Below are 21,707 nucleotides of genomic sequence, written 5' to 3' on the forward strand. Positions count from 1 at the left end.
GCCGGTGGATCCCCCCCGGGGGTGTCAAACGGGGCAATCAGCCGGTCTGAACGATCCCTCACACTCCGGCGATTCCTGCGCGTCGCCGGGCGACAAGTTATCCACCATGTTTGCTCTTTGATAGGTTCTGGCGCCCCCTTGGGCGCACGAAAAAACCCCGGTCCGTCCGGCCGGGGTCAGGAAGTCATCGCGGCACTTCGCCCGATCTCGCGCGAGCGGTCAGCCCTCGCGCGACGCCAGGAACTTCAGCATGTCCACGCAGCGCGACGCGTAGCCGAACTCGTTGTCGTACCACGACACGACTTTCAGGAAGCGGTCGTTGAGTTCGATGCACGCGTCGGCGTCGAAGATGCTGCTGTGCGGGTCGCCGATGAAGTCGCTGCTCACCACCGGCTCTTCGGTGTACGCGAGCACGCCCTTCATCGGGCCGTCCGCCGCGGCCTTCATCGCCTTCTTCACCTCAGCCAGACTCGTCGCGCGCTCGGGGCGGAAGGTCAGGTCGACGCACGAGACATCGGCCGTCGGCACGCGGAACGACATGCCGGTGAGTTTGCCCTTGAGGGGGGGCAGGCAGAGCCCGACCGCCTTGGCGGCGCCGGTGCTGGCCGGGATGATGTTCATGTAGCCGTTGCGCCCGCCGCGCAGGTCCTTGCGCGAGGGGCCGTCCTGCGTGGGTTGGGTCGCGGTGACGGCGTGGATGGTGCTCATCAGCCCGCTCTCGATGCCGCAGAGGTCGTGGATAACCTTGGCGATGGGCGCGAGGCAGTTGGTGGTGCAACTGGCGTTGCTGATGATCTTCTCTTTGGACGGGTCGTACTGCTCGTGGTTGACCTTGTAGGCGTAGGTCTTGATCTTGTCGTCGCTCTTGGTGGGCGCCGAGATGACGACGCGCTTGGCGCCGGCCTGGAGGTGCTTGCTGGCGCCGTCGAAGTCGGTGAAGAGGCCGGTGGACTCGAGCACATAGTCGACGCCCATGTCGCCCCAGCCGAGCTGGGCGGGGTCCTTCATGCTGAGGCACTTGGTCTTCTTGCCGTCGACGATGATGTTGTTCTCGTCGTGGGAGACCTGGGCCTTGAAGCGCCCGTGGACGGTGTCGTACTTGAGGAGGTACGAGAGGTTGTCCGAGGGCACCAGGTCGTTGATCGCGACGACCTCGATCCCCTGCTGGTGCGCGATGCGATAGACCAGTCGACCGATGCGGCCGAACCCGTTGATGCCGACGCGGATCGCCATCGAAGTTCTCTCCGTCTCGCGGCGGACCGCCGCGGGTAGTGCTGCGAGCGTCACGCTAGAGGGTCGGGGGGGGAAACTCCACCCTGGAGGGAGGTTCACCGCGGAGGGGGGGAGAGACGGGGTGGCGTGGTACGGCCAAAGGCCGTGCCACGGGAGGTCAGGGTGGCACTGGCAAGCGAAGCTTGCCAGTGGTTGTGTTCACTTTCATCAGCGGGTGGCATGGTCAAGCGAGGTTTGGTCGTGCGAAACGAGCCCATGCGCTCGATCGAGGCGTGGTAGGGGAAGAGCCCGGGTCAGGAATGCCCCGGGGCACCGGAGTAGAGAGGGAGAAAAGGCAGAGAAAGAAGAGGGAAGCCCGGAGGACGGGTAGCCCTCATCTATGAAAGCCCGTTGCGTGTCAAGGGGAGATCGCGTCGCCGGGGCCCATTCATCTATCCGAGCGTCGGGCGTGAGCCCTTGCCCATGGTGGCGCTTCCGAGCGGCGTGCGCGGCTGCCCTATCACCCGACGAGCGTCTGGCCCAGAGGGCTCTCGAGCTCGCCGCGCACAGCGCGGGCCCGGCGTGCGATGTCCGTTGTCGGTCGGGTCGTTGCGTCGCGGGTTCTTCCTGGGGCGTCAGGTCATGGTGGGCTCCTGCATCTGGTGGTGGAGCCAGCGCACGAAGCGGTTGGCCACGGCGGCGGCGATCACGCAGGGGTGCTTGCCCGCCCGACGCAGACGCGCGGCCAGGGATCCCCAGCGTTGGTCGCAGCGGACGAGCCGATGGCCCAGCTCGATGAGCGTGGAGCGCAGCGTCGGGTCGCCGGCGCGGATCAGGCCCGAGTCGGCCACGCGATCGCCGCTGGAGGCGTTGCGCGGGCACAGGCTGCAGAACCGCGCGAGCTGCTTGCCGCTGCGGAATCGGTCGAAGCGTCCGACATGGGCGCGCAGCACCCACGCGGTGACCGGGCCCACGCCGGGCATCTCACGCAGGCGACGCACGACCGGGTCGTTGTGGGTGCGCCCCTCCAACGCGTGCTCGACACGCGTCAGCCGCTGAGTGAAGAAGGCGATCTGAGCAAGACACTCGTCGAGCACCAGACGCGACGCGTCGTCCAGGTCCAGCGTGTCGACCCACGCCAGCCAGGCGCGGGACCAGGGACGCGTCCGCACGCCCGCGGGTCGCCGGCGCAGGTCGCGGAGCAACGCGCGCAGACGGAGCCTCGCGGCGCGTCGCTGATCGATCAGGGTCTGACGCAGCCCCACGAGCCGACGCAGCTCGCGGATCGGGGCGGGCGCGAGCCAGACACGCGGGAGCCAGCCCACGCGGGTGAGCTCGGCGAGCACGCGTGCGTCGGCCATGTCGCTCTTGTCGGGGCTCTGCTTCATGCGTGCGACATAGCCCGGGTGCGCCAGGGCCACGCTCCAGCCGGCGTGCTCGACGAGCTCGTCGGCCAGGTCGGCTGCGCCGCAGCAGGCCTCGATGGCCACGCCGGCCACCGCCCCGCGTCCCGAGACGGCCTCGACCACCTCACGCCAGTGGTTGCCGCAGGGCCGGTTGTACAGGGCGCGGCCGGCGGCGTCGACCACGCACACACGGATGAACGACTGGTGATAGTCCAGTCCCACATACACTGAGGTCTTCTCCATGTCCGTTGCTCCTTTCGGTGAGTCGTTGTCACACAGGGACGGTGTACACCGCCCCACGACTCGGGAGCAACGGGCTTTCATGCCATCACCCCGGCCCTCTCCCATTCGGCTGCGCCGAACAGGAGAGGGGGCAGAGAAGAGAGGGGACAAACCCACTGCCTGCTCCCTCTTCCCTGCTGCCTTTCTCCCGAATGCCTCGTGCCCTGTGCCCTGTGCCTTCTCTTACTTCTTCTTCGCCAATTCCCGCTTCAGCGCCTGCATGACCGCCGTCGCGCCCTTCGCGCCGATGGGTTCGCCGTGGTGGAGGAGTCGCCCGTCGCGCGCGACCAGGAGCATGTGGGGCGTGCCGCCGTCGGTCATCGCGATGACGGGGGCTGTCTGCTCGCGCTTGTCGTAGGCGAGGGCGGGCCAGGGCATCTTGGCGTCCTGCATGTAGGCGAGCATCTCGCCCTTGCTCTTGTCGGCGCTGACATAGATGATCTCGAAGCGGTCGCGCTGGGCGGCGTTCTCTTCGTAGAACTTCATGACATCGGGCATGATGCGCTTGCACCACCCGCACCAGCCGGCGCCGTGGAAGACGAGGAAATACTCGGCGGTTTCGCTGAGTTCGACCGGCTCGCCGGCGGCGTTGACGAGGTTGCCCTTCATCGCGCCGGTGAACCGCGTGCCGATCTTCTCGGGGTGGTTGAGCACGGTGTCGCGGATGCGGTCGACGAAGTCGGTGTAGGAGATATCGAAGTAGGTGCGCTGGATCTCGCCGCTCTCGGGCATGTCGGCGTGGATGCCGAACATGGTGGCGCCGCCGCGGACCGCGACGATGCGCCCGGGGACGAACTCGGTCCCGACGGGGACGGAGCGCCCGTCGGTGAAATCAATGACCGTGGTGACGGCGAGGCGCTCGGGGAACAGGTCGTCGCGCTTGGCGAGGTCGGCGACGGTGAGCCGGCGCATGTCCTCGGGGAGTTTCTGCGCGATCGTGGCGGCACGCGCGCCGACATCGGTCCAGTCGTGCTGGAGCATCATCAGCTCGCCGTCGGGCATGACGACGACGACGCCCTGGGGCTCGAGGGAGTGGACCTTGAGGACATCGCCCTTCTTGATCTCGTTCACGCCGTCGGAGAGTTCGGTGTTGATGGTCGCCTCGCCCGGCCAGAGCAGGGGCAGGTTGACGACCTGGGGGAAAGGCATCGGGCGGGGCGCGTCTTGGGCGACGAGCGCGGAGGCGGTGGCGAACGCGCAGAGCGCGACGGCGGCGGGCAGATGACGCATGGGCGGGAGTCTCCTCGTTGGCCGCGCAGAGGGGCGGCTTCTCTTCCATGCGGAGTTTAGGGTGGTAGTCCGCAAAGTGGGTCGTGAAGACCCTCCCCCTGCCCCCTCGCGCGAGCGGGAGGGGGGACGGAATGAGAGAGAGTTGGGGAGGGAAGGCGGGAGAAGGGGGTAGCACCACACTTCGTGTGGTGGCACCGGAGAGAGAGAGAGAGAGAGAGAGAGAGAGAGAGAGAAGGCAGAGGTTGGGGAGGGAAGCCGGGAGTTGGGGTAGCCCTCATCCGTCTCACTGCGCGAGACACCTTCTCCCGGTGGGAGAAGGGGGAGAATCCCCCGCTTCTTCTTCCTTCGCGCCCTCCGCGTTCTCGGTGATGAATCGCTTCTGCGCGCCCGTGGCACGGCCTGTGGCCGTACCACGCCACCCCCCCACCATCTCTTCTCTGCGCCCTCTGCGTCCTCTGCGGTGAATCTCTTATCCGCGCATGAGTTCGGCGAGGATCGCGAGACCTTCCTGGAGTTTCGCTTCGGGCGCCGCGAAGGACAGGCGGAAGTGCGTGTCGCGCCTGCTGAACACCCCGCCGGGGATGATGAGCACGCGCCGCTCGATCGCCTTCTCGACGAACTGCGTCGCCGTCATGCCCAGCGAGGGCGGGACCTTCACGAACGCGTAGAACGCGCCGGAGGGGATCGCGAGTTCGGTCAGATCGCCCAGCGCCTTGACGACGGTGTCGCGCCGGCGCACATAGCCGCGCAGCACGGCGCTGATGTCGGCCCCGAACGCGGCGACGCAGCCCCACTGCGCCATGCTCGGCGCGCACACATAGGTGTACTGCTGCATCTTCGCCATCTGCTCGACGAGCGCCGACGGGCCCATGACATAGCCCATGCGCCAGCCCGTGGCGCCGTAGTTCTTCCCGAAACCGCGCACGACGAGCACGCTCTCCCAGGGCTTCGCGACGCGCTCGGTCACGCGCGCCGCGCTGGGCGCGCGTCCGGGCAGCTCCGTCGATCCCACCTCGGGGAACACGAAACTGTCGTAGATCTCGTCGCTGATGAGCACCACGCCCCTGCGCGCGCACAGCTCGGCGAGGTCGTCGCATTCCTGCTGGGTCATGGTGACGCCGGTGGGGTTGCCGGGCGAGCAGGAGAGGACGAACTTGGTCTTCTTCGTGATCAGCGGCTCGACGCGCTGCGCCGTCATCTTGAAATCGGGGTAGGTGTCGCAGAACACGGGCTTGGCGCCGAGGAGCTTGCCCATGTTGGGATAGAGCACGAAATAGGGGTCGGGAACGATGTACTCGTCGCCCGGGTCGAGCATCGCCATCGACGCGAGCATGAGCCCGCCGCTCGTGCCGGCGGTGACCATCGCGCCGAAGCCGTCGGCGACCATCGCGGCGGAACCGGGCGAGGTCTGCGCGGGCCAGCCCAGATGGGCGTGCGCGTCGTCGCGGATCTTCTCGAGCAGCGCCGGGATGCCCTGGGTGAGGGTGTACCCGTTGCGGTCCTGCTCGATCGCGTCGATCGCGGCCCGCTTGATCGCGTCGGGCACCGGGAAGTCGGGCTGGCCGATCGAGAGGTTGATCGGGTCCTTGAGTTTCGCGCCCAGTTCGAACACGCGCCGGATGCCCGACGCGTCGACGCCCTTCGCCCGATCGCTGATGATTGCCTGCAGGTCCACGGGGGACGCTCCTTGCGATGCGCTGGAAGAACAACGCCCGCGATGGGATCGCGGGCGCACGGAGTTCGTTGGTTGGGCGCGCCGGTGTCGGCGCGGGCGGCCTTAGCCGACCTTGCCCTTGCGGTTCGCGGTCTTCAGCAGACCGAGAACGGGCTTGGTCTTGGGGTCGAAGCCCTTGGTCTCCTTGAGACGAGCGATGCGCTCGTCGCGAGTGAGAACATTGCGGTGCTGCGCCAGGCTGCCGGATGTCTTGAGACTGCGGTGGAGACTCATCGCCTAACTCCAAACGGTGTCGTAGCCCAGGGACGCCCGCCCTGAGAGCCGGGATAGTAGGCCGCGGGTCCGGGGGCGTCAGCGTCCCGAGAAGCGCCGGGGGTACATGTCGCTGAAATCGGTCGGCCCGCGCTCCTGGAGGCGATACAGGCGCCCCAGTTCCTTGATCCGGGACTCCAGGCGCTGGCGTTCGGGGCCGGTGACCTCGCCCGCCGGGAAGCCGCGGGTCGCGATGACCTCCCGGAAGCGATCGCTCCCGGTGGGGACGACGGCGACATCGACGCCGTTGGCCTGGAGATAGGCCGCGGCCTTGCGCGCCTCGTCGGGCCCGAGCCGGGCGATGATCAGGTAGTTCAGGCCCGAGACGCGCGGGTCGCGCTCGAGGTCGCTGGGGCGCACGCCCGGGGGCGTGCCCGAGGGCGCCGAAGACCCGCCTGTCGGCGGCGCGCCCCCCGTCGGCTGCTGGGTCTGGGTGGGTGTGCGCGTGCCGCTGGGTGATCCGACCACGGGCTGCGTCTGCGAGGTCTGCGCGAGCGGCGCCCCCCCCGACCCGACATTCAGCGGGTCGAGCGAGGAATCCACGAGCGCCTGCCCCTCGCGGGCGCGCTGGGCGCGAGCGTCCTGCTCGGCGCGCTTGTACCCGATGAAGTACCCCACGACGGTCAGCGCGAGCGCCAGGCCCGCCGCGACAAAGAGGTACCCCACCGGCAGGCGGACCGTGCGTGCGCCCATCTGCCACCACCCGGGGCCGCCCCCGGGATCGCTGGGCGCCGACGATCGCGAGGGCGCACCGCCGGAGGTCATCCGGAACGAGCCCCCGCTCGGGGGCTCGCGGATCAGTTCCAGCAACGTCGGTCCTCGTCGTTTCCGCGCCATGTCTGGGATTATCGGTTCTCTGCCCCGCTTAGCAAACCGCTTCCGGGGACGATCTCACCGGGTCATCAGAATCGCCGATGCGATCGCCACAACGCCGGTGTGGCTCAGCGAGACAGCCCACACCGGCTCAGATCCCCCCGCATCGCGGCAGGCCTGACGCGCGAAGCGGTCCAGTTCCCCGGTCACCACCAGCGTCGGACGCCCGCTCGGCTCCACCACCACCTCGGCGTCGGTCCACGCGATCCCGCTTCGCCAGCCGGTTCCGACGGCCTTGAACGCCGCCTCTTTCGCCGCGAACCGGGCCGCGAGGCGCTCGAACCGGCGCTTGCCCGACGCGTCGGCGTACGCGCGCTCCCCGGGCGTGAAGACGCGCTCCAGGAAGCGGTCCGCGTGTGCGCCCACGGCGCGCTCGATCCGAGCGACCTCGGCGAGATCGACGCCATGACCAACCACCCACGTTCCCTTGGATACAGGATCAAACACGCCCCGATCCTACGGTCGACGCCCCGTCGCCTGCAGGCCGCGCCCCGTTTCTCCCGATAGAACAGGGCGATGCCCTCGGAACTGAAGTCCATCCTGAAGCTCGAGGTGCCGGTGATCGTCGAGATCGGCAAGCGCCAGATGTCGGTGGGCGAGGTGATCTCGCTCGCCCCCGGCGCGATCATCGAGCTCCCCAAGCCGGCGGAGGACGAGCTGGAACTGCTCGTCAACAACAAGACCATCGGCACCGGCGTCGCGGTGAAGGTCGGCGAGAACTTCGGCATCAAGATCGCGTTCATCGGCCCCCTCGCCGAGCGCATCAAGGCGCTGGGCGCCCCCAAGCCCAAGTCCGAGGAACCCGCCTCCGACGACGAGGCCGCGGCCCTCGCCGAAGCGCTGCTCGCAGGGCAGTAAGAAGTAGGCACGGGGCACAGGGCACAAGGCACAAGCAAAGAACACCGGGTGGCGTGGTGCACGCGCAGCGGGCGCCACGGCTGTGCGCACGCAGGCCGAGGAATTCAGTCAACACACTGAAGCACACCCCGGTCCCCCTCCCGCTCGTGGGACGGGCTAGGCGAGGCTCTTCCGAAGGTGGACAGTTGCCAGTCCGCCCGCGCCCTGCCACCTCCCGCGAGGGGGGACCAGACCGCAGCCCGACTCTCCACCCTCCGCGTCCTCTGCGCCCTCTGCGGTGAATCTCTTCTCCCGACATGGCACGGCTTCGCCGTACCACGCCACCCCCACCCTCTCCCCACCCGCGCTGAATCCCTCTTGCCCGGGTCCCGATCCCCTTGCCCACTTTGTCCGTACGATCTCCCGGCGGGCGCACGACGCGACCCGCGAGGAGACTGCATCGCATGAGCGCACGGCACATCGCGGCGGGAGCAATCGGCGGGTTTCTGGGCATGGGGGCGGCGGTGGTGGTCGGCGCCCTCGCCGGGGCGGCCGACGCGCCGCGCCAGGCCGGCGACCGCTACAAGTGGTTCGACCCCATCGTCGATGTCCAGTCCCTCATCGCCTCGCGCTTTGTCGACGAGCCCGACATGGAGGCCATGCAGCGCGCCGCCCTCGACGCCATGATCCAGGCGCTCGGCGACCGCTACAGCGAATTCATCCCCGCCGCCATGGTCGCCGAGTTCGACAAGAACACCCGCGGCACGTATGTCGGCATCGGCGCCGAGGTCCGCATGCAGGACTGCTGGCTCGTCATCGCCAGCCCGCTCGAAGACTCCCCCGCCTTCAAGGCCGGGCTCATGCCCGAAGACCGCATCAAGGCCATCAACGGCGAGAGCACCTGCGACCTCTCCCTCACCGAGTGCATCGCGCGCCTCACCGGTGAGCCCAACACCCCGGTCACCATCACCGTCGACCGATCGGGCGAGACCTTCGACCTCACCATCGTGCGCCAGAAGATCGAGACCCCCACCGTCAAGGGCGTGCGCTACGCCGGCGACGGCTGGGACTTCTTCATCGACCCCACGCGCAAGATCGCGTACCTCCGGCTGACGCAGTTCAGCATGGCGTCGTCGCGCGACCTCGCCGACACGCTGCGCGGGCTGACGAAAGAGGGCCTGAACGGGCTGGTGCTCGACCTGCGCTTCAACCCCGGCGGGCTGCTTGGCGCCGCGATCGAGATCTCCGACCTGTTCCTCACCGAGGGCGTGATCGTTTCGACGAAGGGGCGCTCCTACTCGGAGCAGCGCGCCGTGGCGCGCCGCCAGGGCACGCTGCCCGACTTCCCGATGGTCGTGCTGATCAACCGCAACAGCGCGTCGGCCAGCGAGATCGTCGCAGGCGCGCTCTCCGACAACGGGCGCGCCATCGTCGTGGGCGAGCGCAGCTTCGGCAAGGGCTCGGTGCAGGAGGTCATCCCCCTGCCCAGCGGCGCCGGGCACCTCAAACTCACCGAGAAGTACTACTACCTCCCCAGCGGGCGCAGTCTCCATCGCAAGGACGACTCCACCGAGTGGGGCGTCGACCCGACCGAGGGCTTCTTCGTCCCCATGACCGACGACGAGTGGCGCGAGATGACCCGCCTCCGGCGCGAGTCGGAGATCATCCGCGTGGGGAATAACGGGAACGCCGAGGACCGCTGGTCCGACCCGGCGTGGATCCTCGAGCGCCTGAAGGACAAGCAACTCGCGGCCGCCGTCGAGGCCCTGCAGATCAAGATCGACACCGGCGCGTGGAAGCCCACCGGCCAGCAGGGCGACGACGGCACGCTCGCGACCGAGGAACTCCGCCGCAACAACGAGTACCGCGAGCGCCTGCTGCGCGAACTCGCGCGTCTGGACCGCCAGAGCGCGACGCTCGGCGCCGCCGCGGGCGAGGGCGCGGGCGAAGCCGCCGCCACCAGGCGCGTGGTCCCCGAGGGCGCCGAACTCGAAGGCGGCGCGATCGACATCTTCGACGCGCAGGGCAAGAAGATCACCACGCTGCGCATCACCGGCAACGACCTCAACCGCTGGCTGTTCGACGCCCCCGTCGAGCCCGTGAAGAAGGACGGCGAATGAGCCGCGGCGGCGCGTGACGCTCATTCTCGGGATCGAGACCAGTTGCGACGAGACCGCCGCGAGCGTGGTCCGCGACGGGTCACTCGTGCTGTCCAATGTCGTCGCGTCGCAGTACGAACTCCACGAGGAATACGGCGGCGTCGTGCCCGAGATCGCCAGCCGCGCGCACCTCGAACGCATCGCGCCCGTCGTACGCAGCGCGCTGCGCGACGCGGGCGTCACGATGAACGACCTCGACGCCGTCGCCGTCGGCAACCGGCCCGGGCTCATCGGTTCGCTCGTCGTGGGCGTCGCGGCGGCGAAGGCCCTCGCGTGGGCGAGCGGGAAGGCGCTGATCGGCGTGGACCATGTCCACGCGCACCTCGTCGCCGCTGACCTGCGCGACAGTGAGGACGAGCCGGACGCGCTCACCGAGTATCCCGCGCTGGGTTTGGTCGTCAGCGGCGGGCACACCACGCTCTACCGCGTCGACTCGCCCCTCGAGATCACGCGCCTCGGCTCCACCATCGACGACGCCATCGGCGAGGCCTACGACAAGTGCGCCGCGATGCTCGGGCTCCCACAGCCGGGAGGCCCCTCGGTCGACGCCCTCGCGCAGCGCGGCGACGACCGCGCGCACGACTTCCCGGTCAGCCGGCTCGCGCCCGAGTCCCTCGACTTCTCCTTCAGCGGGCTCAAGACCGCTGTCCTCTACACCGTGCGCGGCCAGCCGGCGCGCGACGCGCAGGGGCAGATGCGCTTCGAGCGCACCAGCGACGACCTGAACGAGCAAGAGAAAGCGGATATCTGCGCGAGTTTCCAGCGCGCGGCGGTGCGCGCCGTGATCCTCAAGATGGAGCGGGCGATGGATTCGTTCCGGGGGCCGGAAGAAGACCCCTCACCCCGGCCCTCTCCCCAGAGGGGAGAGGGGGCGGGAGAAAGACCCTCCCCCTGCCCGCTCCCGCGAGCGGGAGGGGGGAAAGACTCTTGCCGCTCGATCGTGATCGGGGGCGGGGTGTCGGCGAACTCGCGCCTGCGCGACGAGGCGCAGGCGCTGGCGAAGCGGCGCGGGCTGGCGCTGCGCGTGCCGAAGATGAAGTACTGCATGGACAACGCCGCGATGATCGCGGCACTGGCGCATCACCGGCTTCTCGCCGGGGAAACCGACGATTTATCGCTCGCCGCCGCCCCGACCGCGGCGCGATGATGACCGTGACCGATCATGCCGACAAGGAATGACATGACGAGACGGACCGCATGAAGGGCGAACGCGACTGGGTGGAGAAGGTGTTCGGGCCTCTCAACGAGTTGGAGGCCGCGGCGGGCCCGCACCCGTCGTCGCTCGACGACGACACCATCCTGTCGCAGTGCGTCTTCGACCGCCAGAAAACCGGCGGGCCCGGGGGCCAGCACCGCAACAAGGTCGAGACGGCGGTCGTGCTCACGCACAGCCCCACCGGCATCCACGCCAAGGCCGCGGAGCGCCGGAGCGTGGTCGAGAACAAGCGCGTCGCGCTGTTCCGCCTGCGAGTGCGCATCGCGGTGGAGTTCCGCACGCGCGTGCCCCTGGGCGACCCGCGCTCGGCGCTGTGGAAGAGCCGCGTGAAAGACGGGAAGATCGCGCTGAACCCCGAGCACCGCGATTTCCCGGCGATGCTGGCCGAGGCGATGGATGTGCTCGCCGCCAGCAACTGGGAGCCCAAGGACGCCGGCCTGCGCCTGGAAGTCACGCCCAGCCAGTTGATCAAACTGCTGAAGGACGAGCCGACGGCGATGGTGCGCCTGAACGAAGAGCGCGCGAAGCGCGGGCTGCACGGGCTTCATTAAGGGTGGCGTGGTACGGCGCAGCCGTGCCACGAGGGAGCGCCCTCACCCCCACCGCTCCCACGGGAACCCCTCCGGGATCAGCGAGGGGATGTCGTTGAGGTATCCAACGAGAAACTCGAACGCGTCGACCAGGCGCGGGCCGGGGCGGTTGAACATCTGGTTGCCGTCGACGAGCGCGACGCGCCCGCTGCGCGCCGCGGGCGTGTTCGCGAACCAGGGCTCGCGCGCGATCTTCGCTGTCTCTTCGCGCACCGTGTTCAGGTCGAGCCCGCACGGGCACACGATGATGACCTCGGGGCGGATCGCTTCGATCGCGTCTGTCGGCACGCGGATCGATTTCCCCGCGACGCGGAACGCGGCCTGCTGGCCCTCGCCTGCGCCGGCGCCTTCCATCGCGACGGTCGGGTTCAGCGGGTGGCTCGCGCCGGCGCGCTCGATGAGTTGCGGCGTCCAGTGCCCGCCGATGAACACCGGGTCGGTCCACTCGAGGAACACGACGCGCGGGCCCTGCGTGAACGGGTTCACGAAGTTCGCGGCCCGGAAATAGCGCTCGCGCAGCCGAGCCACGCGCTCCTCGCCCTGCGCCGACAGCCCCACGGCGTCGGCGACACGGTAGCAGTCGTCGAGCACATGCTCGAAGGTCGTCGGGTTGAGCGAGACGATCGTCGGGACGGGGTCCATCGTCGCGGCGACGGCCTGAACGGTGTTCAGGTCGATCGAGCAGACCTCGCAGAGATCCTGTGTGAGGATGACATCGGGGCGCAGGTCGCGCAGCAGCCGGGCGTTGAGTTTGTAGAGCCCGCCCTGGGCGATCCAGCCGTCGTCGGATTCGGGGAGACCCCCACCCCCGGATGGCAAGCCGGAGGGGTGGTCGGTCTGTGACGCGCAGGCAGAAAGTGCGCGGCGGACGGCCTGGTCCACCCCTGACGATCCTCCGGACTGGTGGAAGTCGACGATCTGGGCGGTGAGGATCGGGAGGTGATCCAGCCCCACGGGGAAATCGCACTCGTGCGAGCGACCGACGAGAAGATCGGAACCGCCCACGAAAGAGAGCGTCTCAGTGGCCGAGGGCAGCAGACTGGCGACTCGCATCGTTCCGGATGCTAGCGACGACACGAGCCACATCAGCGCACTACCCTCGCCCTGCGCACGAAATCCTGTGGACGGCTCCCCCCCGGCGACAGCGCCGGCGATCCCGACGCGCCAGTATCACCTCCGAGAGGCCGCTGCCTTGACCAGCACGCATCACGAAGAAACGACGAGTCTCCGCCCGCCCTGCGCGTCGCTGTCGCGTGCCGCCGGGCGAGCGTTCGGCCTGGCGCTGACCTGCTCGCTGGGGCTGAGCGTCGCGGCGTCGCCACTGGCGCTCGCCCAGCAGGAGCGCCAGCCAGCCGAGCAGGAGCGCGAGGGCGCCGGATGGCTGCGTCGGGGCTGGGGCGCGGTCCGCCCCCAGGACCAGCAGCAGGCCCCCGCCGCGCAGCCCACGCAGGCCGACGCGGCCCGGGCCCAGCAGCCGGTCGTCCCCGAGCGTGCCGCGACCCCGGTCGTCGCCCCCGATGACCTCATCCGTATCAGCAAGTCCTCCGAGCCGGTGTCGATCGTCGCGTTCGTGGACTGGGTCGCCGACCAGCTCAAGGTGAACATCTTCTCCGACCCGGGTCTCGAGGGGCAGTCCGTGCTCTTCAACGGCCCGCTCGAGGTGCGTCGCGACGAGTTGCTGAGTCTGCTCTCGATGTTCGTCGAGCAGCGCGGGTACGCGATCACCGCCGACCGGCCGGGCTGGTTCGTGATCAAGCCCAAGGGCGAGATCGCGGCGGCGTTCGGGCGCGACGAGCTGGCGACCACGCGCGTCATCACGACGCCGATGGTCCGCCCGAGCTCGCTGCAGGACGCGATCACGAAGGCTCTGGGCGGCGCTGCCGGCGGCGGCGCGGGCGCCGGGCGCGTGTCCTTCATCGACGAGCTGGGCGTGCTGGTCATCACCGACTCGCCCCGCAACATCCGCGCCGTCGAGGACGTGATCAACGCCGTCCTCGGGGAGCGCGACAGGATGTCGCTCCACCGCTTCGAGCTGATGCATCTCAGCGCCGAGGTGGCGCGAGAGAAGGTCCTCACCCTGCGCGGCGCCGGCGGGCAGAGCGGCTCGCTGCGCACGCCCACGCAGCCCCTTGGCGAGGGCGCCCAGCGCGGCGCGCAGCAGGTCCCGGGCGCTGGCGGCTCGCTCAGCAGTCTCCCCGACCGGCTGTTCATCGACCCGGCCAGCAACTCGCTCATCTTCCGCGGGTCTGAGTCCGAAGCCGCGTCGCTGATCGAGATTATCTCCGTCGTCGACACGCCCAGCCGCCTGATCGCGAACCGCTACGCGGTCGGTCCTGCCGCGATGCAGATCGCGCAGTTCGGCGAGGACGAGGGCCTGGGCCCGGTGCGCACGATCGGCTCGGGGGTTTCGGGCTCGCGCCAGTTCGGCTCGCAGCAGTTCCAGGGCCAGCAGCAGTTCACCGGGCAGCAGGCCGGGTCGCAGCAGGGCGGTCGCACGCAGAGCGGCCCGCGCTTCGTGCTCGAAGACAACATGGAGGCGTTCGTCTACTTCGGCACCGAGGCGCAGCACCGCAAGGTGCAGGACCTCGTGAACGCCTTCGCCGAGCAGGCGCGCGGCGCGCGCGTCGTCGTGGAGTTCTACAAGCTCCGCCACGCGAACGCCGAGCAGGTCGCCGAACTGCTCAACGCGATCATCCAGGACCCGGCCTCGCAGAGCGGGACCTCGCCCTTCCTGCCGCAGTCCGGGACGGGCACGCGCGCCGGGCGCCCGACGATCCCCGCGCCGTCCGAACTGGGCTTCGACACGCCCTCCGGGGGCGAGGGCGACATCGGCAACGCGCTGACGCCCACGATGGACATCACGATCCAGCCCGACGTCGCGCGAAATCAGATCGCGGTGCGCGCCCCTTCGCGCCAGCAGCGCGAGATCGCCAAGATCGTCGAGCAACTCGACCAGCGCCGTCCCCAGGTCTACATCGAGGTCCAGATCGTCTCCGTCACCGCGAACGACGACTTCCGCTTCGCGATCGAGTCGCAGTTCACGCCCGGGCAGAGCGTGCTGTTCACGAACTTCGGCCTGACGAGCGCGCCGCAGGGCGGTACGGCCACCGACCCGCGCGTCGTCAACCCCAACCTGCGCGGGCTGACCAGCGCCATCATCCGATCCGATTACATCCCCTTCGTCATCAACGCCTTCCAGGAAGTCGGCGACACGCGCATCGTCAGCAGCCCGCGCGTTCTGGTGAACGACAACGAAGAGGCCAACGTCATCAGCGAGCGCGAGGTGCCCTTCGCCGAGACCTCGCAGAACTCGAACACGACGATCACCTCCCAGGGAGGCACCGCCAACGCCGGCACCAAGCTCAAGGTCACGCCGCAGATCTCCGACGCCGGCATGCTCAACCTGATCTACGACCTCGAACTGTCGGACTTCGACGGCGCAGGCGGCAACGGGCTCCAGCCCCCGAAGCAGACCGAAAACTACAACGGCGTGGTCACCCTGCCCTCCGACGCCACCATGGTCGTGGGCGGCCTGGTCCGCGAGCGCAACAGCAAGACCGTCCAGAAGGTCCCCTTCCTGGGCGACATCCCGATCCTGGGCGAGTTCTTCAAGAGCACGGTCGACAGCAAGACGCAAGCGACGATCTATGTCTTCATCACGCCGCGCATCGTGCGAGACCCGACCTTCGCCGACCTGCGCCTGCTGACGCGCGGGCCGATGGAGCGCGTCGACCTGCTCGAGGACCTCCCCGAACTCGAGCCCGTGATGATGCCCACCAGCGGCGCCACGCTGCTGCTCCGCCCCGACGCCGAGCCCCCGGCGCTCGACCCGATCGAGGACCAGACCCCCGCCGTCGTCACGCCCCCGGCGCCGCTCACGCCCCTCGCCCCCGCCGCGGTCTCGGCGCCGGCGCGCCGCGACGAGCCGAGCGATCGCCCGCGCCCCATGGGCAGCGTGGTGATCGTCAAAGAGAAGGAGCCCGGCGAGCGGTGAGCGACACCCCCACCAACCTCGCCAGCCCCAGCGACCCGGGCGCAACGCCCCCGGCGCGCGCACACACCGGGCTCTACGGCGCGATGCAGGTGCGCGACGAGCACCTGCGCGCCCTCGCGTCCGTCCCCGGCGCTGACGAAGAGCCCTGGGACGCGCTCCTCTCCACCATGGGCATGGACGAGCACGGCGCGCTGCAGGCCATCGCCAACCGCTGCGCGCTGCCCTTCGACAGCGAGCCCCTCTCGCACCCCTCGTCGACCGCCTTCTTCGAGAAGGTCCCGGCGGATGTCGCGCGTCAGCACCAGATCGCCGGCCTGCACACCGACGGCAAGACCATGACCGTCGTGACCTCGCAGCCCATGCAGCCGGCGGTCTTCGCCGCCGTCGAGCGCATGCTGGGCATGCCCATCACGATCGTGCTCTCGCCTCGCGCGCAGGTCGCGAACCTGATCAACCGCGGCTACGAGCAGAAGCAGGACCTCGTGACCGAGATCGTCGAGGACATCCCCCTCGACGAGAACGCGCTGCAGAAGGCCGCCGGCAGCATCGGCAGCGGGACCGACCTCCTCCAGCTCGCGCGCCAGACGCCGGTGATCCGGCTCGTCAACATGATCCTCTTCGAGGCGCTGCGCCGGCGCGCGAGCGACATCCACATCCACCCCCTCGACGGGAAGCTGCTCATCCGCTTCCGCGTCGACGGCATGCTGATCGACGCGTTCACGCCCCCCCCCTCGCTCGGGCCGGCGATCTCGTCGCGTATCAAGGTCATGGCCGAGCTCGACATCGCCAACCGCCACTCGCCCCAGGACGGGCAGACGATGGTGCGCGTCGGCTCGCGCAAGATCGACATCCGCGTGTCGTGCATCCCCACGATCTACGGCGAGCGCATCGTCCTGCGACTCCTCGACCAGAGCCAGACGCAGCTCACGCTGGGCGCCGTCGGCATGACCGAGGAGATGCAGCAGGGCTTCCTCTCGCTGGTCAACCGGCCGAACGGGATGATCCTGGTCACCGGCCCCACCGGCAGCGGCAAGACGACCTCGCTCTATTCGGCGCTCGAGCGGATCGACCGCACCAGCCGCAATGTCATGACCATCGAGGACCCGGTCGAGTACCACCTCGAGAACGTCAGCCAGATGCAGGTGAACCCCAAGCGCGGCGTGACCTTCGCCGCCGGGCTGCGCTCCCTTCTGCGTCAGGACCCCGACGTGATCCTGGTGGGTGAGATCCGCGACGCCGAGACGGCGCAGCTCGCGATCCAGGCGTCGCTCACGGGCCACCTGGTGCTGGCGACGCTGCACACCAACGACGCCCCCAGCGCGATCTCGCGCCTCGAGGACATCGGCGTCGAGCCCTACATGATCAACTCGTCGCTGCTCGCGGTGATGGCGCAGCGACTGCTCCGGCGCGTCTGCAAGGCGTGCGTCGGGACGGGGCGCATCGGGGGCGTGCGCTGCGAGAAGTGCCTGGGGACGGGCTATTCCGGGCGCGTCGCTGTCTATGAGATCATGACCATGACCGACGAGCTGCGCGCCGCGACCGCCAAGAGCGCCGACGCCGTCACCATCCGCGAGGTCGCCCTCGCGCAGGGCTTCAAGCCGATGCGCGACGACGCGATGCTCAAGGTCCGACAGGGACTGACGACCGAGGAAGAGATCCGTCGCGTGCTCGACTGACCGACGCGCCGGACCGAACGAGACGAGACCCATGGCCGCCCCGAGCGCGACTCCCAACCCGTTCTTCTTCGTCGCCGCCACGCCCATGGGCGCGCGCAAGATGGGGGTGCGCGCCGCGCCGAACGAGCCCGTCCTGTCGGAGATCCTGCGCAAGGAGCAGCTCCTGCTGCTGCGCGCCTGGAAGCTGCCCAGATGGGCCCAGACCAGCGAGTCGCTCACCATCCCGACCTCGGACGCGATGGCGATGAACGACCAGCTCTCCACGCTGCTGCCCCGCGGCGTGCCGCTGATCGAAGCCATGGAGGTCGTCGCGACCGTCGTCAAACCGGCCACGAAGACGCGCGTCGACAAGATCCGCGAGCAGGTGACGAGCGGAGCGAGCTTCGCCGACGCCTGCCGCCGGGTCGGCGGGTTCGACGAGGTGACCATCGCGGTGTACCGCGCCGCGGAGCGCGCCGGCGACCTGGGCGGCGCCGCGGAGCGCCTGGCCGACTCGGCGCGCCGGAGTCTGGCGATCAGCCGCAAGGCGATCACGCTGCTGATCTACCCGGTCGTCGTGCTGGCGATCAGCGTGGTGGTGGTGCTGGGGATGCTGTCGCTGGTGGTCCCGCGCATCGGCGACGCGCTGAGCGAAGCGGGCGTGACGCTCCCCTGGTTCTCGGCGATTGTCTTCAGCGTCGGAGGGTGGTGCCGCGGGAACATCTTCTGGATCATTCTCGCGCTGCTGACCACCGTGGTGCTGGGCGTCGCGATGCGCCGCCAGCTTCTGGCGGTGTTCCTGCGCGCGATCCGGGTTCTCCCGGCGGTGGCGAACCTGCAGCTGGCGATCGAGAGCACGCGGTTCTTCGCCGTCATGGCCGCGATGAGCAAGTCGGGCGTGCCCATCGCCGAGGCGCTGGCGACGACGACGCCCTCGATCGCGCACCCGAAGCTGCGCGAGCAGCTCGAGACGATGCGTCGCAAGCTCGTCGAGGGCGGGCTGCTGCGCACGCTGCTGGACGAGGTGACCGCCCTGCCGGTGGCGACCCGGCGCCTCCTGGTCGCCGCGGAGCGAGGGGGCGACCTGGAGGAGGCGTTCGATTCTCTGGCCGGCGACATGGCGGAAGAGGTCGACACCCGCGCCGACCGGCTTCTGGCGCTCCTGGAGCCGGCGATCATCGTCGTGATGTTCGCGATCATCGGGGCGCTCCTGCTGGCGATCATGATCCCGCTCATCACCCTCAGCGGCAGCGCCGGGAGCCAGCTGTGAACCCGGGGAGGGAACCGGCGGGCGAGGGCGCCCGTCGAAGCGATAGAGTTGCGCGAGTTTCCCCCTCGCGTCCTTCAGGTTGGAGCGGCTTCTTCATGGCTTCCTCACTCGCGTCCCGTCGTCGTCACCCCTCCCCCGTCGTTCGCGCGTTCACGCTGCTCGAGCTGATGCTCGTGCTCGTGATCCTGGGCGTCCTCGCCACGGTCGCGGCGATCGCCGTCACCGGCCAGGCCGACACGGCGCGCGAGAACGCCACAAAGACCAGCATCCAGACCATCGAGCGCGCGCTGCGCGCTTTCTATGTGCAGACCGGGGCGTATCCGACGACCGCCGAGCAGCTCCAGCCGCTCATCCCTCGCTTCCTTGAGAAAGAGCCGCTCGACGGCTGGAAGAGGCCGTTCGTCTACTTCCACCCCGGCCAGCAGGGGCGCGAGTACGAGATCATCAGCAAGGGCAAAGACGGCGAGTACGGCACGGCGGACGACATCCGCTCGTGGGAGATCCAGTGACATGACGCAGGGGTCGGGCCTCATCCTGACCTCCCCGATTCGTCGCCCGGTGCGCCGAACGGGTGTCACCTTTCTCGAGGTCGTGTTCTCGGCGGTGATCCTCGCGATGGCCGCGGCCGCGATCACCGGGGCGTTCTCGCTCATCGAGCGCCTGTCGATGCGCGACGAGGCGCGCCTCGACGCGTACGAGGTGGCGCACCGGCTGATCCTGCAGTACATGGACGACCCGGACTCGCTGCCCCCCACCCACCTGCCCATCGAGATCGGGAACCGGCGGTTCCACTACGCGGCGGGCGCCGAGGCGCTGCTGCAGGAGCCGGGCGCGGCCGAGGCGGGCGTCGACCGGCGCGAGAGCCGCAATGTTGCGCAGCTCGATTCGACCGAGATCCTGCGAGGGCGCCTGCTGCTGATCACGGTGCGCGTCGACTGGGAGAGGCCCGACGGCTTCCGCGACACGGTCGCCGTGCTCTCGCGCGTGTTCGATCCCTTCGGCGACGCCGACAGCATGCAGATGCTGACGCACCTGCGCAAGGCGTTCGAGAACCAGCCCGAGATGCAGATGATGATCGACCAGATGATCCAGACCCAGCGCCAGAAGGCCGAGCAGGAACGCTTCGAGAGGCAGCTGCAGGGACGATGACCCGACGCACGATCCATCCCGGCGCCCGGAGCGCGACGCGCGCGTCGCGGCGGGGCTTCACCGCGCTCGAGCTGATGATGGCCACCGCGATCGGCGCGGTCGTCCTGCTGGCGGCGATGGGCGTCTTCGGCATGATGGAGCGCATGGACCGCTTCCAGAGCGACCGCTTCCGCGAGGCGAGCGACACCGCCTTCGCCCACACCATCGTCCGGCGCGCGATGCAGACCATGGTCGCCAAAGCGCCCATCGACAGCGCCGAGATGATCGAGCGCTCCACCGGCATCAGCCGCGACGAAGCCCGACCCCGCGAGGAGCGACCCGACGACGGGAACAACGCCCTGCGCGACGAGATGGCCAAGCGCTTCAACCCGATGCTCCACGGCCTCCAGGGCCAGTACAAGGACGATCGCGGCAAGAACGAGCCGCTCACCCTCGACGGCTTCGGGCGCGTCATCTTCCCCAAGTCCATGTTCGTGCTCGAGCCCTCGGGCGTGCTCACCACCTCCAACGCCAACGCCCCCTCGCGCCTCGAACTCACCATGCTCGCCCAGCCCGCGCCGGGCGCGCCGGCGTCGGCGCTCTTCGTGCGAGGGGCCTTCGAGGTCGAGCCGCGGCGCAAGGGCTGGGCGCTCGTCTACAGGCCCATCCTCCCCGAGGGCGAGCCGATCGACCTCCTCGACGGCGTCATGGCCCTCGAGTGGCAGGTCCTCGTGCGCGGCGACGAGGCCGGCAAGTCGCTCTTCACGCGAAACGCTCTCGGCAGAGGCCAGCCCGAAGACGACGACAAGGGCGGCGTGTGGAAGGCCGCGATCAGCGCCGAGACCCCGGCCGAGTTCCCCAAGGCCATCCGCCTGCGCGCGCTGCTCTCGACCGGTCGCTCCATCGACTGGTTGTTCGAGCCCTCGATCACGACGGGGGGTGTGCAGTGATGACCCCCAGGCGCGCGTTCGTCATGCCCACGATCATCCTGCTGATTTTCGCCGGCTCGCTGGTCATCGCGTCGGCGCTGCAGCGATCGGGCACGCAGCAGCTCATCGTGCAGCAGCAGGTCGAGAGCTACCACAGGCACCACGACGTGCAGGGCGCGCGCGCCGTCATCCGGCTCTGGCTCTCACGTCAGGGCCTGCGCGACCTGTCGCGCATCGCCTCGCCCGAGACGCCGGCGCACCGCTTCGAGCTCCCGGGGGGGCGGCGCATCGTCGTGTTTCTCATCGACGGGCAGGGTCTGGCCAAGGCGGATGTGCGCAACGAACCCCCGGCCAACCGCGAGGCCTTCGAGAAGTACCTGCTGCGAATCCCCGCGAACCGCCCGGAGCTGTTCCGCAGACTCGGGCCGCCCCAGATCAGCGTGAACAGCGCGCCCGTCGCGCTGCTCGAGTCGCTGGCGCCCGACGGCAGCGACCTGGGCCAGACGCTCTCGGTCGCCAGGGCGCGCCAGCGCCTCGACCAGGCGTCGATGCGCCAGATCCTCGTCGACACCGGGTACGACAACGAGAAGATCGCCGAGATCCTCCGTCTGGTCGCGTTCGAGCCGACCTTCCTGCGCATGGTGGTGGAAGTCGAGGACAAGGCAGGCGTGATGCGCTTCGCGTCGTACATCGACGCCGGCGGCGTGAACGCGTCGAGGCCGCAGCTCGTCGAGTGGCGCGAGGTCGACGACGACGAAGCCGCGGCGCTTCTGGGTCGTCCGCTTACGGGACCGACCGAGAACGCCTGGGACAATCCGACCGGTCGGGGCGCGCCGTCTGGCGGGGTCGGGCAAGGGGCACGGGCCGGGCGGGCGGGGGAACAGCGGTAAGACGGGTCGCGTCGAACGCACCGACGCCCGCGCGACGACATAAGGATAA

The 21,707-nt window shown here is 69.3% G+C and carries 19 protein-coding genes; 11 read left to right on the top strand and 8 right to left on the bottom strand.

Features of this window, described 5'->3' with window-relative positions:
* Window positions 1-219: 219 nt before the first annotated feature.
* The 7 genes from gap to acpS all read right to left on the bottom strand — a co-directional run bounded on the left by gap (window position 220) and on the right by acpS (window position 7,437).
* Window positions 220-1,233: a type I glyceraldehyde-3-phosphate dehydrogenase gene (gene gap, locus KF684_04470; GenBank protein ID MBX3352165.1), complete on the bottom strand. Its 1,014-nt coding sequence runs from the start codon at window positions 1,231-1,233 to the stop codon at window positions 220-222.
* 614 nt (window positions 1,234-1,847) lie between these two features.
* Complete coding sequence (locus tag KF684_04475) at window positions 1,848-2,861, bottom strand: IS110 family transposase (protein MBX3352166.1); 1,014 nt, start codon at window positions 2,859-2,861, stop codon at window positions 1,848-1,850.
* A 222-nt stretch (window positions 2,862-3,083) separates the two neighbouring features.
* Window positions 3,084-4,130 carry a redoxin domain-containing protein gene (locus KF684_04480; GenBank protein MBX3352167.1) on the bottom strand — a complete coding sequence of 349 codons (1,047 nt, stop codon included), beginning with the start codon at window positions 4,128-4,130 and terminating at the stop codon, window positions 3,084-3,086.
* Window positions 4,131-4,599: 469 nt separating this feature from the next.
* Window positions 4,600-5,799 carry an aminotransferase class I/II-fold pyridoxal phosphate-dependent enzyme gene (locus KF684_04485; GenBank protein MBX3352168.1) on the bottom strand — a complete coding sequence of 400 codons (1,200 nt, stop codon included), beginning with the start codon at window positions 5,797-5,799 and terminating at the stop codon, window positions 4,600-4,602.
* 108 nt (window positions 5,800-5,907) lie between these two features.
* On the bottom strand, window positions 5,908-6,078 hold the full coding sequence (locus tag KF684_04490; protein MBX3352169.1) for a small basic protein: 171 nt from the start codon (window positions 6,076-6,078) through the stop codon (window positions 5,908-5,910).
* Window positions 6,079-6,156: 78 nt separating this feature from the next.
* On the bottom strand, window positions 6,157-6,954 hold the full coding sequence (locus KF684_04495; protein ID MBX3352170.1) for a hypothetical protein: 798 nt from the start codon (window positions 6,952-6,954) through the stop codon (window positions 6,157-6,159).
* Window positions 6,955-7,008: 54 nt separating this feature from the next.
* Window positions 7,009-7,437, bottom strand: coding sequence for a holo-ACP synthase (gene acpS / locus KF684_04500; GenBank protein MBX3352171.1), 429 nt, complete (start codon window positions 7,435-7,437; stop codon window positions 7,009-7,011).
* Between the two features lie 69 nt (window positions 7,438-7,506).
* Here acpS and KF684_04505 point away from each other — a divergent pair, with 69 nt between their 5' ends.
* The 4 genes from KF684_04505 (at window position 7,507) to KF684_04520 (ending at window position 11,753) form a co-directional block, all read left to right on the top strand.
* The gene (locus tag KF684_04505) at window positions 7,507-7,848 is read left to right on the top strand and encodes a FliM/FliN family flagellar motor switch protein (GenBank protein ID MBX3352172.1); all 342 of its coding nucleotides are present in this window, start codon (window positions 7,507-7,509) and stop codon (window positions 7,846-7,848) included.
* A gap of 443 nt (window positions 7,849-8,291) precedes the next feature.
* On the top strand, window positions 8,292-9,947 hold the full coding sequence (locus KF684_04510; protein ID MBX3352173.1) for a S41 family peptidase: 1,656 nt from the start codon (window positions 8,292-8,294) through the stop codon (window positions 9,945-9,947).
* A 13-nt stretch (window positions 9,948-9,960) separates the two neighbouring features.
* A complete protein-coding gene (gene tsaD, locus KF684_04515) occupies window positions 9,961-11,133 on the top strand; it encodes a tRNA (adenosine(37)-N6)-threonylcarbamoyltransferase complex transferase subunit TsaD (GenBank protein MBX3352174.1) in 1,173 nt (390 codons plus the stop codon).
* 50 nt (window positions 11,134-11,183) lie between these two features.
* The gene (locus KF684_04520; protein ID MBX3352175.1) at window positions 11,184-11,753 is read left to right on the top strand and encodes a peptide chain release factor-like protein; all 570 of its coding nucleotides are present in this window, start codon (window positions 11,184-11,186) and stop codon (window positions 11,751-11,753) included.
* Window positions 11,754-11,795: 42 nt separating this feature from the next.
* Here KF684_04520 and KF684_04525 read toward each other — a convergent pair whose 3' ends face one another.
* On the bottom strand, window positions 11,796-12,845 hold the full coding sequence (locus KF684_04525; GenBank protein MBX3352176.1) for an ABC transporter substrate-binding protein: 1,050 nt from the start codon (window positions 12,843-12,845) through the stop codon (window positions 11,796-11,798).
* Window positions 12,846-12,984: 139 nt separating this feature from the next.
* Here KF684_04525 and KF684_04530 point away from each other — a divergent pair, with 139 nt between their 5' ends.
* From KF684_04530 to KF684_04560, 7 genes are all read left to right on the top strand, one after another.
* Window positions 12,985-15,786 (top strand): hypothetical protein, encoded by a 2,802-nt coding sequence (locus KF684_04530; protein ID MBX3352177.1) that lies wholly within the window; start codon window positions 12,985-12,987, stop codon window positions 15,784-15,786.
* Complete coding sequence (locus tag KF684_04535) at window positions 15,783-17,462, top strand: type II/IV secretion system protein (protein MBX3352178.1); 1,680 nt, start codon at window positions 15,783-15,785, stop codon at window positions 17,460-17,462. Before KF684_04530 ends, KF684_04535 begins: the two co-directional genes overlap by 4 nt.
* A gap of 31 nt (window positions 17,463-17,493) precedes the next feature.
* The gene (locus tag KF684_04540; protein ID MBX3352179.1) at window positions 17,494-18,711 is read left to right on the top strand and encodes a type II secretion system F family protein; all 1,218 of its coding nucleotides are present in this window, start codon (window positions 17,494-17,496) and stop codon (window positions 18,709-18,711) included.
* Between the two features lie 95 nt (window positions 18,712-18,806).
* Window positions 18,807-19,220: a type II secretion system protein GspG gene (locus KF684_04545; GenBank protein MBX3352180.1), complete on the top strand. Its 414-nt coding sequence runs from the start codon at window positions 18,807-18,809 to the stop codon at window positions 19,218-19,220.
* A gap of 1 nt (window position 19,221) precedes the next feature.
* The gene (locus KF684_04550; GenBank protein ID MBX3352181.1) at window positions 19,222-19,860 is read left to right on the top strand and encodes a hypothetical protein; all 639 of its coding nucleotides are present in this window, start codon (window positions 19,222-19,224) and stop codon (window positions 19,858-19,860) included.
* Window positions 19,857-20,789 (top strand): prepilin-type N-terminal cleavage/methylation domain-containing protein, encoded by a 933-nt coding sequence (locus KF684_04555; protein ID MBX3352182.1) that lies wholly within the window; start codon window positions 19,857-19,859, stop codon window positions 20,787-20,789. Before KF684_04550 ends, KF684_04555 begins: the two co-directional genes overlap by 4 nt.
* Window positions 20,789-21,658: a hypothetical protein gene (locus KF684_04560; GenBank protein ID MBX3352183.1), complete on the top strand. Its 870-nt coding sequence runs from the start codon at window positions 20,789-20,791 to the stop codon at window positions 21,656-21,658. Before KF684_04555 ends, KF684_04560 begins: the two co-directional genes overlap by 1 nt.
* The last annotated feature ends 49 nt before the right edge of the window (window positions 21,659-21,707 follow it).

It is taken from the genome of Phycisphaeraceae bacterium (assembly GCA_019636675.1).
Lineage (GTDB): Bacteria > Planctomycetota > Phycisphaerae > Phycisphaerales > UBA1924 > JAHBXC01.

Excerpts from the sequence above, each read along its gene's own strand:
- KF684_04510 (MBX3352173.1), top strand. The coding sequence starts at position 8,292 with ATGAGCGCACGGCACATCGCGGCGGGAGCAATCGGCGGGTTTCTGGGC.
- gap (MBX3352165.1), bottom strand. The coding sequence starts at position 1,233 with ATGGCGATCCGCGTCGGCATCAACGGGTTCGGCCGCATCGGTCGACTG.
- KF684_04525 (MBX3352176.1), bottom strand. The coding sequence starts at position 12,845 with ATGCGAGTCGCCAGTCTGCTGCCCTCGGCCACTGAGACGCTCTCTTTC.
- KF684_04480 (MBX3352167.1), bottom strand. The coding sequence starts at position 4,130 with ATGCGTCATCTGCCCGCCGCCGTCGCGCTCTGCGCGTTCGCCACCGCC.
- KF684_04475 (MBX3352166.1), bottom strand. The coding sequence starts at position 2,861 with ATGGAGAAGACCTCAGTGTATGTGGGACTGGACTATCACCAGTCGTTC.
- KF684_04520 (MBX3352175.1), top strand. The coding sequence starts at position 11,184 with ATGAAGGGCGAACGCGACTGGGTGGAGAAGGTGTTCGGGCCTCTCAAC.
- KF684_04490 (MBX3352169.1), bottom strand. The coding sequence starts at position 6,078 with ATGAGTCTCCACCGCAGTCTCAAGACATCCGGCAGCCTGGCGCAGCAC.
- KF684_04505 (MBX3352172.1), top strand. The coding sequence starts at position 7,507 with ATGCCCTCGGAACTGAAGTCCATCCTGAAGCTCGAGGTGCCGGTGATC.
- KF684_04540 (MBX3352179.1), top strand. The coding sequence starts at position 17,494 with ATGGCCGCCCCGAGCGCGACTCCCAACCCGTTCTTCTTCGTCGCCGCC.
- KF684_04545 (MBX3352180.1), top strand. The coding sequence starts at position 18,807 with ATGGCTTCCTCACTCGCGTCCCGTCGTCGTCACCCCTCCCCCGTCGTT.
- KF684_04495 (MBX3352170.1), bottom strand. The coding sequence starts at position 6,954 with ATGGCGCGGAAACGACGAGGACCGACGTTGCTGGAACTGATCCGCGAG.
- KF684_04560 (MBX3352183.1), top strand. The coding sequence starts at position 20,789 with ATGACCCCCAGGCGCGCGTTCGTCATGCCCACGATCATCCTGCTGATT.
- KF684_04550 (MBX3352181.1), top strand. The coding sequence starts at position 19,222 with ATGACGCAGGGGTCGGGCCTCATCCTGACCTCCCCGATTCGTCGCCCG.
- KF684_04555 (MBX3352182.1), top strand. The coding sequence starts at position 19,857 with ATGACCCGACGCACGATCCATCCCGGCGCCCGGAGCGCGACGCGCGCG.